The 14,234-nt window shown below is 57.4% G+C and carries 11 protein-coding genes and 1 pseudogene; 6 read left to right on the top strand and 6 right to left on the bottom strand.

Annotated features, from left to right (window positions below):
- The first annotated feature begins 10 nt into the window (after window positions 1-10).
- Complete coding sequence (locus ACR0AH_RS17065; RefSeq protein WP_480592923.1) at window positions 11-1,111, top strand: Gfo/Idh/MocA family protein; 1,101 nt, start codon at window positions 11-13, stop codon at window positions 1,109-1,111.
- 9 nt (window positions 1,112-1,120) lie between these two features.
- Here the strand turns inward: ACR0AH_RS17065 and ACR0AH_RS17060 are convergent, their stop codons facing one another.
- Complete coding sequence (locus ACR0AH_RS17060) at window positions 1,121-2,977, bottom strand: SLC13 family permease (RefSeq protein WP_480592990.1); 1,857 nt, start codon at window positions 2,975-2,977, stop codon at window positions 1,121-1,123.
- A gap of 249 nt (window positions 2,978-3,226) precedes the next feature.
- Window positions 3,227-3,391: pseudogene (locus ACR0AH_RS17055) on the bottom strand (IS5/IS1182 family transposase); the annotation flags it as partial.
- A 168-nt stretch (window positions 3,392-3,559) separates the two neighbouring features.
- Here ACR0AH_RS17055 and ACR0AH_RS17050 point away from each other — a divergent pair.
- Together ACR0AH_RS17050 and ACR0AH_RS17045 are read left to right on the top strand one after the other, a co-directional pair.
- Window positions 3,560-4,945, top strand: coding sequence for a bifunctional enoyl-CoA hydratase/phosphate acetyltransferase (locus ACR0AH_RS17050; RefSeq protein ID WP_170398333.1), 1,386 nt, complete (start codon window positions 3,560-3,562; stop codon window positions 4,943-4,945).
- A complete protein-coding gene (locus tag ACR0AH_RS17045; RefSeq protein ID WP_480592921.1) occupies window positions 4,945-6,117 on the top strand; it encodes an acetate/propionate family kinase in 1,173 nt (390 codons plus the stop codon). The genes ACR0AH_RS17050 and ACR0AH_RS17045 overlap by 1 nt, the downstream gene beginning before the upstream one ends.
- Before the next feature lie 213 nt (window positions 6,118-6,330).
- On the opposite strand, the gene gph is transcribed toward ACR0AH_RS17045, so the two are convergent.
- Window positions 6,331-6,993 carry a phosphoglycolate phosphatase gene (gene gph, locus ACR0AH_RS17040; protein WP_170733837.1) on the bottom strand — a complete coding sequence of 221 codons (663 nt, stop codon included), beginning with the start codon at window positions 6,991-6,993 and terminating at the stop codon, window positions 6,331-6,333.
- A 225-nt stretch (window positions 6,994-7,218) separates the two neighbouring features.
- Here gph and hemP point away from each other — a divergent pair, with 225 nt between their 5' ends.
- A complete protein-coding gene (gene hemP / locus ACR0AH_RS17035) occupies window positions 7,219-7,386 on the top strand; it encodes a hemin uptake protein HemP (protein ID WP_170398358.1) in 168 nt (55 codons plus the stop codon).
- Window positions 7,383-7,859: a hypothetical protein gene (locus tag ACR0AH_RS17030; RefSeq protein ID WP_170408198.1), complete on the top strand. Its 477-nt coding sequence runs from the start codon at window positions 7,383-7,385 to the stop codon at window positions 7,857-7,859. The genes hemP and ACR0AH_RS17030 overlap by 4 nt, the downstream gene beginning before the upstream one ends.
- A gap of 46 nt (window positions 7,860-7,905) precedes the next feature.
- Here the strand turns inward: ACR0AH_RS17030 and ACR0AH_RS17025 are convergent, their stop codons facing one another.
- The 3 genes from ACR0AH_RS17025 to ACR0AH_RS17015 all read right to left on the bottom strand — a co-directional run bounded on the left by ACR0AH_RS17025 (window position 7,906) and on the right by ACR0AH_RS17015 (window position 12,757).
- Entirely contained in the window at window positions 7,906-10,971 is a 3,066-nt protein-coding gene (locus ACR0AH_RS17025) for an aminotransferase class III-fold pyridoxal phosphate-dependent enzyme (protein ID WP_480592918.1), read from the bottom strand.
- A 103-nt stretch (window positions 10,972-11,074) separates the two neighbouring features.
- Window positions 11,075-12,001, bottom strand: coding sequence for an NAD(P)-dependent oxidoreductase (locus ACR0AH_RS17020; protein ID WP_480439555.1), 927 nt, complete (start codon window positions 11,999-12,001; stop codon window positions 11,075-11,077).
- Between the two features lie 114 nt (window positions 12,002-12,115).
- Window positions 12,116-12,757 (bottom strand): pyridoxamine 5'-phosphate oxidase family protein, encoded by a 642-nt coding sequence (locus ACR0AH_RS17015; RefSeq protein ID WP_480592916.1) that lies wholly within the window; start codon window positions 12,755-12,757, stop codon window positions 12,116-12,118.
- 219 nt (window positions 12,758-12,976) lie between these two features.
- Here ACR0AH_RS17015 and ACR0AH_RS17010 point away from each other — a divergent pair, with 219 nt between their 5' ends.
- Complete coding sequence (locus ACR0AH_RS17010) at window positions 12,977-14,134, top strand: acyl-CoA dehydrogenase family protein (RefSeq protein ID WP_170398374.1); 1,158 nt, start codon at window positions 12,977-12,979, stop codon at window positions 14,132-14,134.
- Window positions 14,135-14,234 lie beyond the last annotated feature (100 nt).

Genomic DNA, 14,234 nt, shown 5'->3' with positions numbered 1-14,234 from the left:
GGAACTGCGCATGACCCGGACCACCAATTACGGGCTGATCGGATGCGGCATGATGGGGCAGGAACACCTGCACAACATTGCTCTGCTTGAGGGCACACGAGTCGCCGCAATCTTCGAACCCGACACGGAGATGGCGTATAAGGCGCAGGCGATTGCACCCGACGCGCAGATGATGTCTTCCCTTCAGGACCTTCTGGCAGTCAATGATCTGGACTGTCTGGTCATCGCCAGCCCCAACCACCTGCATGTTGATCAACTGGCCGAGATTGCGGAAACCCGCCCCCTGCCCCTGTTGATCGAGAAACCATTGTTCACTGATCCTGCCGATCTTGCATGGCTTGAGCAGTTAGAGCGCAGTTATCCGCACCCGATCTGGGTCGCGATGGAATATCGCTATATGCCCCCGATCACGGCGCTGATCGATGAAGCAGCGACCGCCGGTGGTGGGATCAAGATGCTCACGATCCGCGAACACCGTTTTCCGTTCCTCGAAAAGGTCGGCAATTGGAACCGGTTCAACCGTAACACTGGCGGTACATTCGTCGAAAAATGTTGCCACTTCTTCGACCTCATGCGCCTGATCCTGCAATCAGACCCGGTTCGCGTTTCCGCAAGCGGAGGCCAAGCCGTCAATCATTTGGACGAAGTTTATGACGGCGATACTCCAGATATTCTGGACCACGGCTATGTCATTGTCGATTTTGCTTCGGGCGCGCGCGCGATGCTCGAGCTTTGCATGTTTGCTGAAGGTTCGCGGTATCAAGAAGAAATCTCGGCCATTGGGCGCGATGCCAAGATCGAAGCGCTTGTGCCCGGCCCGGGCCGCTTCTGGCCCGAACATCTGGGCGACGCGCCTGTGCCACAGCTGATCATCAGCCCTCGCGCACCGAAAGGCCCAATCCAGCGCGACATCCCCGTTGATCCCGAGTTGCTGGCGGCTGGCGACCACAATGGCTCGACTTATTACCAGCACAAAGGCTTTCTGGAGCTGGTCAGGGGCGAGCGCGCCAAACCCGAGGTCTCACTGCGTGATGGGATCTGGGCTGTGCGTATCGGCCTTGCCGCACAACAGGCGTCAGAGCAGGGCCAAACGATCAGCCTAGCTGGGTAATTAACAGGGTCAGAAAATCACATTCAGCATCAACAGTGAGACGATCAAGAAGATGATCGTCATGATCCCGCCCGAACGGACGAAATCGGTCACTTTGTACCCAGCTGGCCCCATGATCAGCGCATTTACCTGATGGGTCGGGATAATGAAACTGTTCGAGGTCGAAATCGCGACGGTTAATGCAAAGACCGCCGGGTTGGCACCCGCCGCAACCGCAATTGAAACCGCAAGGGGCACCAACAGAACCGTCGCGCCGACGTTTGACATGACCAGAGAAAATGCCGTCGCCAGAATGGCGACGCCCGCCTGTAGCGCCCAATTCGGCCATCCATCCAAGATGATCATGATCTGTTGCGCAATCCATGCCGCAGTCCCGGTATTCTGCACCGCCTGACCCAACGGGATCAGACACGCCAGCAGAAAGACCGTGTTCCATCCAACTGCTCGATACGCCTCGTCAACACTGAGCACCCGGGTCAACATCATTCCTGCGGCTCCGGTCAGCAAACAGAGCGACAACCGCACATCCGTGAACAGGATCAGCGACAATGAGATCAAGAAGAACAAGAGCGCCCAGCCTACCTTTTGCGGGCGCAATTCGTCCTGCGGGAAATCAGACGTGACCACAACAAAATCCGGATCACGCTTTATCCGCATCAGGTTGTCCCAGCGGGTATGAGCAACCAACATGTCGCCAGCCTTGAACTTCTCAAGCCCGATCTGGGTGGATTCATGCGTCTCAGTCTCGACATGACTCAGCGTCTCTTCACCCCTGTGGATGGCGAGCAAAGACATTCCGTAGGTTTTGCGGAATAGCAATTCGCGAGGGCATTTGCCGATCAGTTTGCTCTCAGGCGTCACTACCACCTCTGCGACCCCAGCATTCGTGGGTGCGAACTCTTCGACAAACACATCCAGATCAGGCAGCACCGTCAGCCCGTACTTTTCGGCAAACTCTTCGACAACCCAGCGCCGACCCACAATCGCCAATCGACAAGGCGCAGCAATCTCGGCTGTTAGCACCTGAACCATCGAGGTCTTGCCACGGTAAAAGGTCGAGATGATATAGAGATGATTTTCAAAGTTGATGTCGGCCAGTATCTGCCCGACCAGCGGGCTGTCGGCCGGAACCACAACCTCGAACACATCGGCCTTCAGCCCGTAGACCCGCTGAAGATATTCCTGAGTCCCGCGCCCGGTACCCGTACTCTCCGACCCTGAATCGCCCGGCAGCACCCAACGTCCCAGCAGCAGGAAATATGCGATCCCCGTCAGGATCAGCACCGCACCGATGGGGGTAACGGAAAACAATCCAAAGGGTTCCATCTTCTGGGCTTCGGGCAGCCCTTCGTTTGCAGTTTGGATCAGGTCATTCAACAGAATAAGCGGCGAGGACCCGACCATCGTCATTGTCCCCCCCAGAATGGCACAAAACCCCATGGGCATAAGCAAACGTGACAACGGAATACCCGATCGCGATGAGATACGGCTAACCACCGGTAGGAACAACGCCGCCGCCCCGACATTTTGCATGAATGATGAGATAACACCGACTGTGCCCGAAACGATCGGCAGCACTCGGTTTTCAGACTTACCACCATATTTCAAAATGACGGACGCGACCTTGTTCATCAGCCCCGTTTTATCCAAACCCGCCCCTACGATCATGACCGCAATGATCGAAATCACGGCATTGGACGCAAACCCGTCAAACAGATGAGGAACATTTGCCAGATTTTCGAGACCCGGTGCATAACTCAACAGACCCACAATGACCAACACCAGGATGGCCGAAAGATCGATCCTGACAATCTCGGACACAAACAAGAACACCGTGAAGGCCAAAAGCGCCGAGACCACACCCATTTCGTATGTAAACGCCAATTGCTCCACTGGGATCACCTGGTTCCAAAAGCAAATCTAATAGGCATTTCTAGGCAATCAGCGCGGGCCTGTCATGGACTTTGTCTGTTTGGTCGAAATCCATGATTGCAATAACAACCGGCGACGTAGGGTCAAGCTTCATAACCGTTAGATGACAATAGCCCCGAGAGCGAAGGCTGCGAGACAGGCCCTTGGGCAGCGGTCATTGCCCCTCTCGCTCCAGCGCTTTCATCGACTGCATAGCGTCTTGTGTGGGCTATAGGCCGCAGAAGCGTTACGCCAGCGCAAATCATTGCGGTTGATGAAAATCATTCCGCGCGACATACGCCTTTCGTCGACTTGGGGTTTTCCATGCGGCTTCGGAAAGAGGAGTTTCAGACCCGCAATCTGCGCGATGCTCGGTCAGAAAAGACTAACCAGATCAAAACTCTGTTCTCCATGTCGTGAAGCATGCAATGCGATCAAAAATCGATGCATCATGACACGACAAAACCCACCGAACGTCATTGGAAATTTACCTGAAATCTCATAATGATCGGTGCAAAACAGCCGCCGAGAGTTTCAATGCAGTATCACAACAAGCCCTTTGATCAGCTTCAGATCGGTGACACCGCCGAGTTGACCCGGTTCTGCACAGAGGATGATTTTTATGTTTTCGCATCGAATTCCGGCAACCATAACCCTTTGAACCTGGCCGACGAAGATGGGGACGGTGATAACGTAAACGAGGCGATCGCGCCCGAGATGTTTCTTGGGGCTCTGATCTCGGCCGTTTTGGGGAATATCCTGCCGGGCGCGGGTACGCTGTATAAGTCGCAAAGCTTGGATTTTAGCGCCCGGGCATATGCGGGCGAAGAACTGCTGGCCAGAGTTACGGTGATCGAAAAACGCGATAACCGCGAGGTAGTTCTGGAAACTCAGGTGATGCGCCCTAGTGATGAGGCGCTGATCGTGTCCGGCATCGCGGTCGTGATCGCTCCGGAGAAAGAACTGTCATTCAATGAGATTGAAGTGCCTGGTCTGGTCGTCGAGCGGCACCGGCATTTTGATGCACTGCTCGATCGCTCGCGCCCGCTGCCTCCGATCCCCACGGCAGTTGTCGCCCCAGAAGAGCCCAACTCGCTGGGGGGGGCCTTATTGGCGGCGCGTGAAACCATCATCAAGCCGGTCCTGATAGGTGACCCCGACAAGATTGCTGCAGCAGCGCGTGAGATTGAGTTGCCCTTGGGTGACGTTGAGATCGTTCCTGTTAAGGACCATCTGGACGCCGCCAACAAAGCGGTTGATCTGGTCGTCGAAGGACATGCTGAAGCATTGATGAAGGGGCATCTTCATACGGACGAACTGCTACGGGCGGCGTTGCGGCGGGATCGTGGACTTCGCGCAGGGCGCCGATTTACGCATGTCTTCGTCATGGATATACCCGGCCAGCCGCATCCCTTGCTGGTGACCGATGCGGCCATCAATATCGAGCCGGATCTGGAAACCAAGATCGACATCACGCAGAACGCGATCGATCTGGCAATCTCAATCGGAATTGGCGCTCCGAAAGTGGGTGTTCTGTCGGCGGTCGAGACGGTGAATCCAGCAATCCGGTCGTCGATTGATGCCGCATTGCTGTCGAAGATGGCCGAGCGGGGGCAGATCAGGGGTGGCTTGGTCGATGGGCCGCTTGCCATGGACAACGCGGTCAGCCTGGCCGCGGCGCGCACCAAAGGGATCGTGTCTGAGGTGGCCGGGCGGGCAGACATTCTTGTCGTACCCAATCTGGACGCAGGCAACATGCTAGCCAAGCAACTGACGTATATCGCGCACGCCGAGGCTGCCGGGGTGGTGCTGGGCGCGCGCGTACCGATTATTCTGACCAGTCGCGCAGATGGCGAAAAGGCGCGGCTCGTTTCCTGTGCCGTCGCGGCCCTGCATGCGGCGCGGATGTCGGGTAAGATCTGATGGACCATATCATCACACTGAATTCAGGCTCGTCCTCGCTGAAGTTTGGGTTGTTCTCCGCGGGCGTAGCAGATCCGATCCTGGTCTGTTCGGGAGAGGTGGAACGCATCGGCAGCCGCGCGGCGCGCATCAAAGCAGAGACCACGGATGGCCGCGTGCTTGCCGATACCGCTTCTGAAGCGCTGTGCGATCAGGCCAGCGCCTTGGACCATATTCTGGATTTGCTGGAACGGCAGTTCCCGTCGGCGGGCGTGACCGCGGTTGGACACCGCATCGTGCATGGCGGCCCGGATAATGACAGGCCCATTCTGCTGACCCCCGAAAGCTTGCAGATGCTGGAAAAACTCGAGCCTTTTGCGCCCCTGCACCAACCTTACAATCTGCAGGGCGCACGTACTGCGATGGACAGGTTCCCCAATGCCAAGCAGGTTGCCTGTTTCGATACCGCTTTTCACCGCCACCACCCTTGGGTCAATGACACCTTCGCATTGCCGACCGAGTTTTACGATATGGGCGTTCGCCGCTATGGCTTCCACGGTCTGAGCTATGATTACATCTCGGACCATTTGGCCAAGACTGCGCCGCTAATACATGGCGGACGGGTGGTTGTGGCGCATCTTGGCAACGGTGCCTCGATGTGCGCCATGATCGGAGGTCGCTCGGTCGGTTCAAGCATGGGGTTCTCGGCCATGGATGGTTTGCCGATGGGAACGCGTTGTGGCCAGCTGGATCCGGGCGTTGTGCTGTATCTGATGGATCAGCAAGGCATGAATGCGGATGAGATTTCGGATCTTCTGTATCGTAAATCCGGGTTGCTTGGCCTTTCCGGAATGACCAATGATATGCGTACGCTTGAGGCCTCGAATACGCCGGGTGCACGCAATGCCATCAACTACTACACATTCCGGATACGCCGCGAGCTGGGCGCTTTGGCCGCCGTGTTGGGAGGTCTGGACGCCGTCGTGTTTACCGGCGGGATCGGTGAGAACTCGACCTATATCCGCGACCGTATCTGCACTGACATGGGGTGGTTGGGTCTTGAACTGGACCACGATGCAAACGCGGACAATCTGCGCGTCATCTCGACCGACCTGTCACGTGTGAAACTGATGGTCATTCCGACGAACGAGGAACTGGTGATCGCGCGTGCCGCGGCTGAGAAAGCCGCATAAATCTCAGTTTTTAGGCTTCTGCGCGCAAAATAATTTGGGGGATCGGGAAAAAAATCGCAGCACTACGGGAATCCCCCAATTTCGCGATCCGCGCAGGTGCGTTAACTTTTCATTAACTACCGGGCCAGTGCGCCCAATCCACTTTCACTAATTTCCCCCGATGAGGGGCTGGCTTCTTACCCCCTTGGCCGGCCCCTCGACCTTTTTTGGGGTCTATGCCTGCGTCAGGATTTTCCGAACAAGTGCAGGCAGTGCGGTACTGTTATCATAGCTGAGCGTGTACGGCATGTCCGAAACCGGCGACTTTCGATATCCCTGTTCAAACAGCAAAAACGGAACCTGAGCCCGTTGCGCAGTTTCGGCATCAACCTCACTGTCGCCAACGAAGATCTGTGGGCCTGCGGCTTGAAGGGTCTTGAAACAGGCGTGCAAGTGCTCTGGATCGGGTTTGCGTATATCCAGCGTGTCTCCACCAAAGACCGTGTTGAAATAGGGTAGCAGGCCAAGTTCGCCCAGCACATGCCGGGCAGGGGCTTCGGGTTTGTTGGTGCAGACCCCAAGCGCACAGCCCATATCGCGAAGCTCATCCAGCGCCTGGATCACGCCGGGATAAACTACGGTCTGATCGCAGGCGCCTGCATTGTAGTGCTTCAGAGTAAGCTGTGTCAGGTCCTTGTGAAGCGTTGGCTCCAGCCCGCAATGCGTCATCGCTCGCTCGACCAACTTGGGTAATCCGTTCCCGACGAATCCCCGGATCGTATCCTGAGGCAAGGAGGCCTGCCCCTGATCGTGCAGCATTCGGTTTACCGCAGCTGCAAGGTCGGCAAGGCTGTCTATCAGGGTGCCATCCAAGTCAAATACGACAACTGCTGCCATCTGCGAATCCGCCTTTGTTTGTTGATGTCCAATGCCTAGGTCGTGCTGTGCGACGGCGCAATAGAGACCCGTGGGAGCGATTGAAAAAACAGCAGCTTGACAAACCTTACTATTTTTATCAGATTAATCACACGAACAGATAGCCAGCCCAAAACAGGGTCAGCCAGATCAAGCGAAACGAAGACAGACAAGGCCAAGTGCCACAGATGCTCTGGAGATGCCCCAATGAACGCGCAAACCCCTACCTCGACCCTTAGCTACGCTGTTTCGATGCTTCCGGCCCACAAGGCGGAAGACCTCACCAATGGCGGCAATCTGGCCCATATCGAGCTGGGCGATCAGCTTTATACGCTGCGTATCACCCGCGCAGGCAAACTGATCCTGACAAAATGAGCGCACCTTCTTCGCGTGGCGGGGCGGCTGTTGGCCGTCTGGCTGACCTGAACCCCATTGAGGCCGGAGCCGTCATGTATCTGCGGCTTTGGGGTGATGGGGTCGAAGGCCGGGCAAATGCCGCAAGCGATTTTGACATCGCGCTGGGTGCAGATCAGGGACGCGCCACGATGCTGACGCTGGACCGGCTGTGTTCACTTTGTGCACATCACGGTCGCCGTCCGCTGGTGCGTCATGGGCTGGGATGTGCATGTCTGGGCGCTGATGAGAATTGTTTTGCCCAGATGATCGGTGCCGCCTCTGAAGGGGCGCGTGAAGATGCAATGATGATGGCCTCGCTGATCGTACGGCCCGATTTCGCCCCGGCACTGGCCTCATTGTCCGAGGAACTGGGCTTGGCGTTACGCCGGATGACCGTTTCGATCCCTTTGCCGACGACCGGGCACCACCCCCCACATTCAGTGCTCCACTGATCGACGGCGACAAAACCCCAGCAATTTCGCTGGGGTTTTGTGTTTCTTAGCAGCAGCCGCAGCCCGCATGATGATGATCGTGATCGCACATGGGGGCAGGGCTGTAGTCACCCACTTCGCCAAGAACCTCCCGCAGCGCCCAAAGAATCATGTCGACGTCCTCTGCTTCGATGGTTAGCGGTGGCCGGATTTTCAGGATATTGTCCTTGGGTCCCTCGCTGCCGATCAGAATGCGATGATCGCGCATCCGATTCTTGACGTAGCTGCAAATCTCACCGCTTTCCGAACCGTCAGGATTGACCAGTTCCACCCCTAAAAACAGACCCATGCCGCGTACATCGCCAACGCAGGCAAAGTCCGCTTCGATCTTTCGGAGGCCGTCCATCAGACGAGCCCCCATCACACGGGCGTTCTCTTGAAGGCCTTCATCGTCGACGATGTCCAACACCTCTTTTCCGATCCGGCAAGACAGGGTCGATCCTCCGAAGGTCGAGAAAAACTCGATCCCGTTGTCGAAGCTTTGGGCGATCTCTTTGGTTGTAACCAGCACGCCCAGCGGATGACCGTTACCGATGGGCTTCCCCATTACCACGATGTCAGGCAGCGCGCCCTGATGTTCAAAGCCGAAGTAATAGTCGCCCAGGCGCCCAAGCCCGGTCTGGACTTCATCGGCAATGCAGACCCCTCCGGCGGCACGGATTTTTTCATAGACCGCAGGCAGATAGCCCTTTGGCGGGATAATCTGCCCCCCGACCGAGGGGAAGGTTTCTGCGATAAAGCCCGCAAGCCCATGGCCTTTCTGTTGCAACGCGGCAATCGCGGGATCTACATAATTCGCGAATTTTGTAGCGCGGTCAGGATCGCCGCGCCGGAACGACCCGCGATAGTCATCCGCGACTTCAACCAGTTCCACCCAATCTGCCTGCCCAATCCCGCCAGGTTTGTTGAATTTGTAAGCCGAGATCGCCACAGCAGCGTTTGTGTTGCCGTGATAGCCGTGATCGGGCGTCACGATCCCTTTGGCACCAGTATGGGCACGGGCCAGACGTAGGGCCAATTCGTTGGCCTCGGTCCCTGAGTTGACGAAGAAACAGACCTCTAGGTGATCCGGCAGCTTCGACAATACCTTGTCGGCAAAGGCGGTTTGCGCCGGGTGCAGATAGCGTGTGTTCGAATTCATGCGCTTCAGCTGATCCGCCGCGACCGCTTGAATGCGCGGATGTGCGTGGCCCACATGCGGTACGTTGTTATAGGCATCCAGATAGGGCCTTCCCCATTCATCGAACAGGTGATGTTTCCAGCCGCGCACCAGCATGACCGGGTCATCATAAGTCAGGCTGAGATTGCCGCCGAAGTGATCGCGCCTGTCCTGCAGGATCGCCAGCTTGTCGGTCGGGCGATAGAACACCTTTTCATCCGGCAGGTTCAACAGCGCCGCCGGGTTGGGGCAGACCGCATGCCACAGCTCCAGCTCATCCGGGTCGGCGACTCCGGGCCAGTCGGCCTGCATCCCGTCAGTCGTCAGCGCCAGTTGGAAATGCACATGTGGGGCCCAGCCGCCATTCTGGCTGGCGTCGCCCAGACGGGCAAACGCTGCACCCTGAGCCACCGGGTCACCGGGTTTCAATCGCTCGCTGACCTCGGGGTCCAGATGGCCATAGAGCGTATAAAACGCGTCCCCCTCGGGCGTTTCGTGATGCAGGATCACCACCCCGCCATAGTCTAGATGCGCATCCCTGTTTTCAACCGCTTCAACCCGACCGCTGAGCGGGGCATGCAGCACTGTTCCGGCGGGTGCAAACACATCCACGGCCAGATGCACTGTGCGCCGATCCGACGCTTTCCACGGTCCCTTGCGAAACCCCGGCTCAGCATAGATCAGGCGAGGCTCGCTGTAATACCCAAGCCAGGGACCTTCCCCAAACTCCTCACCAACCCGCGCCGCCTCGTCCAACGGCATGTGGAATGGGTTTTGCGGCCAGGTTGAGTTTACCACCGACAGTGAGCCCATTGGCGTGTCGCTCAGATCCTGCCCGAACATCTGCGCGAATTGTCCACGATGGCTGGACAAGTAGGCGTGGATGCGCTCGGCCCCGTCCACAACGGGCAAGCCACACGCGGCGCGCAATCGGGCGGGCATGAGCGCGCCATTGATTGACTTGTTCTCAATCAATCGCCACGCAGGAGCCTGACTGATCGTCACGTAGGGATCGTCCGGGTTCTCAATCGCCATCAGCGTCGAATTCACCACGGACACCGCCAACCGTGCTTGCAACAAAGGCCAGATCAGGTCGATCTCATCCGGGCGTAACCGATTGGCGGCGTGATACCCGCGTACCAGCGCAGCCAATGCGCGCTCGGGTTTAGGGTGGTCCAGAACGACATAGGCCCCGGCAATAGCCAGATCGCAAACGCGCGGCGCCGCGCACATGTCGCCAAGATCGATCAGACCCGAGATGCTGCGTCGCTCGCCCAGATTGCCTTCAACAAGGATATTGTAATCATTGGCATCATTGTGAATCGCCTGCTTTGGCAATGCACCCAGTTGATCAGAGATCGCCTCAAAATCCGCAGCGATTTGTTGAACGCGCGCGCGTCGTGCCGGATCAGAGATGGCCTCTAGTTGGTCGACGATCCAACTCGCCCGCGTCAAATCCCATTTGAAATCGGCGCGATGCAAGCCCTCGTGGGTGAACCCCTCCAGCGCCCGGTCGGTTGCGCCCAGAACACGGCCCAGTTTTAGTATCAGGTCTTCGGTCTTGGGCGCGCTGCTTGCATAGCATGCCCCCGGCAGTCGTTCCTGCAGCCAGACCAGTCGCGGTTGCCCATGTGCGTCGGCAATCTCGGGCAACATCATCCCGTTCAAATCGGGATAAACAGCAGGAAAGGGCAATCCGGGCGCTGCTGCGCTGAGATGTTCCAGCGCCTTGATCTGCAGATCGACCAATGCTGCATCGCACCCCGCGCGCATCACCTTGAGCACATAATCCTGCCCGTTGGTGGCTTTGACCACAAAGTTGAGGTCGTACTCCCCATCCAGACGCGTCAGACGGGCGTCCAGACCCCAGTGTTCACGCAGGCGACCAGCCCAGAAAGTGTTCAAGTCGCTCATGCGCTATCTCTTGCAACTGCCACGGTGATCCTCTTCATCTGGCCAAAAATGTCTTCGGGCGGAGTCGCGCCCTGGCGCGATGGGGCAGACAGCCCCCCTTTGCTCAGTCCAGTGCTCGCAACCTTTTGAACAACGAGGACGTATCCCACCGGCCCCCGCCAAGTTTCTGCACGTCTTTGTAGAACTGGTCGACGAGCGCCGTCACTGGCAGTGAAGCCCCGGTCTCATTGGCGGTATCCAGACAGATTCCCAGATCCTTGCGCATCCAGTCGACTGCAAAGCCATGCTCAAAATGGTCATCTAGCATGGTTTCATACCGGTTGGCCATCTGCCAGCTGCCAGCCGCGCCCTGACTGATCACTTCGACCACAGCTCGGCCATCCAGCCCGGCCTTCTCGGCAAAATGTAATGCTTCGCTCAGGCCCTGCACCAGCCCGGCAATCGCGATCTGGTTGCACATTTTGGTCATTTGACCCGCGCCGCTGTCTCCAATGCGGCGGCAGATTTTGGAATAGACCTGCATCACCGGCTCAGCAGCACGATAAGCGTCCATGTCACCGCCGCACATGATCGATAGCACACCGTTTTCGGCTCCCGCCTGACCGCCCGAGATCGGGGCGTCCAAAAAAGCAACCCCCTGTGTCTTGCCAGCCTCGTACAACTCGCGCGTGACCTTGGCCGAGACGGTGGTGTGATCAACAAATACCGCACCCTTGGCCATTCCGTGAAAGGCGCCATCTTCACCTGTGCAAACCATACGCAGATCGTCGTCATTGCCAACGCAGGCCATCACGAATTCGGCCCCTTCTGCGGCTTGCCGCGGTGTCAGGGCCATCGCGCCGCCATGCTGGGCGACCCAAGCCTCGGCCTTGGATGCGGTGCGGTTGTAGACGGTGACTTCGTGGCCGGCAGCCTGAAGATGCCCGGCCATCGGGTAGCCCATGACGCCTAGGCCAAGGAACGCAACTTTTGCCATGTGATGATCCTCTCTGTTATCCGCTCCTGCCTCGAGCGGACGGCAGGTCGTGATGTTTAGAAAGGACAAAGCAAAGCTTGGGCCAAAGGGCAACCCTGCGTCACAATTTGCTGCCCAGATCCATAGGGATCGCGCGCCATTCGTTTCACATCTGAACTGGCGCGGATTTCAGCTTCGTATATCGCCAGCAGCTTTGAGCTCAGCCAATTCCCGCAGCAAACGCTGGTTTTCTGCTTGCAGAACAGCCAGTTGCTGACCCAGATCATTCAGATGTGGCCGAAGCTCGGCCTCGGTAAAGCGCGGCGTGATGTGGCGGGGGCAATTCCAGTCAAACGCTTCAACTTTGATGATCGCGGCCCGTTCTGCCTCGGTCTCGGAGCCTTTGATGTAAAGATCAGTTGCTGCCGCGGCACCTTCCTTGAATGTCATCCGCCCAAGAATCTTGAGACGGCGCTGGTTCGCGTAATCCATCAAGATCAACGCCACATGGTCGTTTCCATCCAGGTTGCCGCGCGAGATATATTGTTTGTTACCAGACAGGTCCGCATAGCCGATGGTGTGCGGGTCCAGCACTTTCAGAAACCCTATCGGCCCACCGCGAAACTGCACATAAGGCCAGCCGGTTTCTGAGACGGTGGCCTGATAGAACCCGTCGCGGGCGCGAATGAACGCCTCTTCGGTCGGTCCGATTTGGTGGCCCTGTTTTGGTCCTAGGCTCAGGAATTTCGCGTAGGTCGCTGCGGATCCCATCCGCTCTTGATGGGCGCGAACGGCAGGTGTGAAGGTCAGTTCAGAAAAGGCGCGGGGCATTATGCTGTCTCCTGCGTCGTCCGGGGCGTATGCGCAATATGGTCGATGATGGCCTGCTCTGTCAGGCGTGGGAACACAGATGTGAACGTTTGGCCCCAAATTCGGCAACGGTGCCAAGGACGTTGCGTAGTATCTGTCCTGGACGCCACGTCACATGGATTGGAAGGAATCACACACCCGGCTAGTTTTGGGCAAACACCTGATCTGGAGAGCTATTTGATGTCGCTTTTTACCAGCACCGCCGCCTGGGTTACTGACGAACACCGAATGTTTGCTGAAATGGCGGGCCGGTTCATGGATGATGCCTTGGTACCCAATACCGAGAAATGGGCCGAAAACGGGGCGGTTGATCGTACCTTTTGGTTGCAGGCGGGCGAGACGGGTCTGATGGCCGGTTCGATTGCTGAGGAATATGGTGGCGTCGGCGGCGGGATGGGTTTCGATTCCGTTACTTTGTATGAGCAGACTGCGCGCGGGGACGCAGGATGGGGATATGGCATCCAGTCTATCGTGACCCACTACATCACCGCTTATGGCAGTGAGGATCAGAAACAGAAGTGGCTGCCGAAACTGGCCTCGGGTGAGATGATCGGCGCGCTGGCCATGACCGAGCCGGGCACGGGATCGGATGTGCAAGCGGTGAAGACGACCGCTGAGAAGGATGGCAATTCTTATCGGCTCAACGGGTCCAAGATATTTATCACCAACGGGCAATCGGCTGATCTGGTTATTGTGGCTGCCAAAACTGACAAGTCGTTAGGGGCGAAGGGTGTCTCTCTGATTGTGGTCGAAACCGACGGGGCTGACGGATTCCGGAGGGGGCGGAACCTCAAGAAACTGGGAATGAAGGGCAACGATACGGCTGAGCTGTTCTTTGAAGACGTTAAGGTGCCAATGACCAACCTGCTGGGCCCGGAAGAGGGGCAGGGGTTCTATCAACTGATGAAGCAGTTGCCGTGGGAGCGGCTGACCATCGGGATCATGGCGCTGGGCGCGATCGATTTCGCCATATCGCAGACGGTGGACTACGTGCAGGAGCGCAAGGCGTTCGGACAACGGGTGATGGACTTCCAGAACACACGTTTCAAGTTGGCCGAGTGTAAAACCAAGGCCGAGGTACTGCGCAGTTTCGTCAATGACTGCATTGGAAAACTGGAGGCCGGTGAATTGGATGCTGCGACGGCCTCGATGGTGAAATACTGGGGCTCTGAGGTGCAGAACGAAGTGATGCACGAATGCCTGCAACTGTTCGGCGGTTATGGGTTCATGATGGAGTACCCGATCGCGCGGCTCTATGCGGATGCGCGGGTCCAGATGATCTATGGCGGGACGAATGAAGTCATGAAAGAACTCATCGCCCGTTCGCTGGACGTCTGAACCAAAACACTCCCGCCCGTCTTCGACATTCCTAGCGGAACGTCTCCTCCCGTTGGGCCAGGACGTTCCTGCACTTCGATCAGGTCGGGCTGGTTTGCGG

Source organism: Ruegeria sp. AM5, from assembly GCF_056540645.1.
Note: the sequence above shows the minus strand (reverse complement) of the source record. Positions and strands in the feature narration are given on the sequence as shown.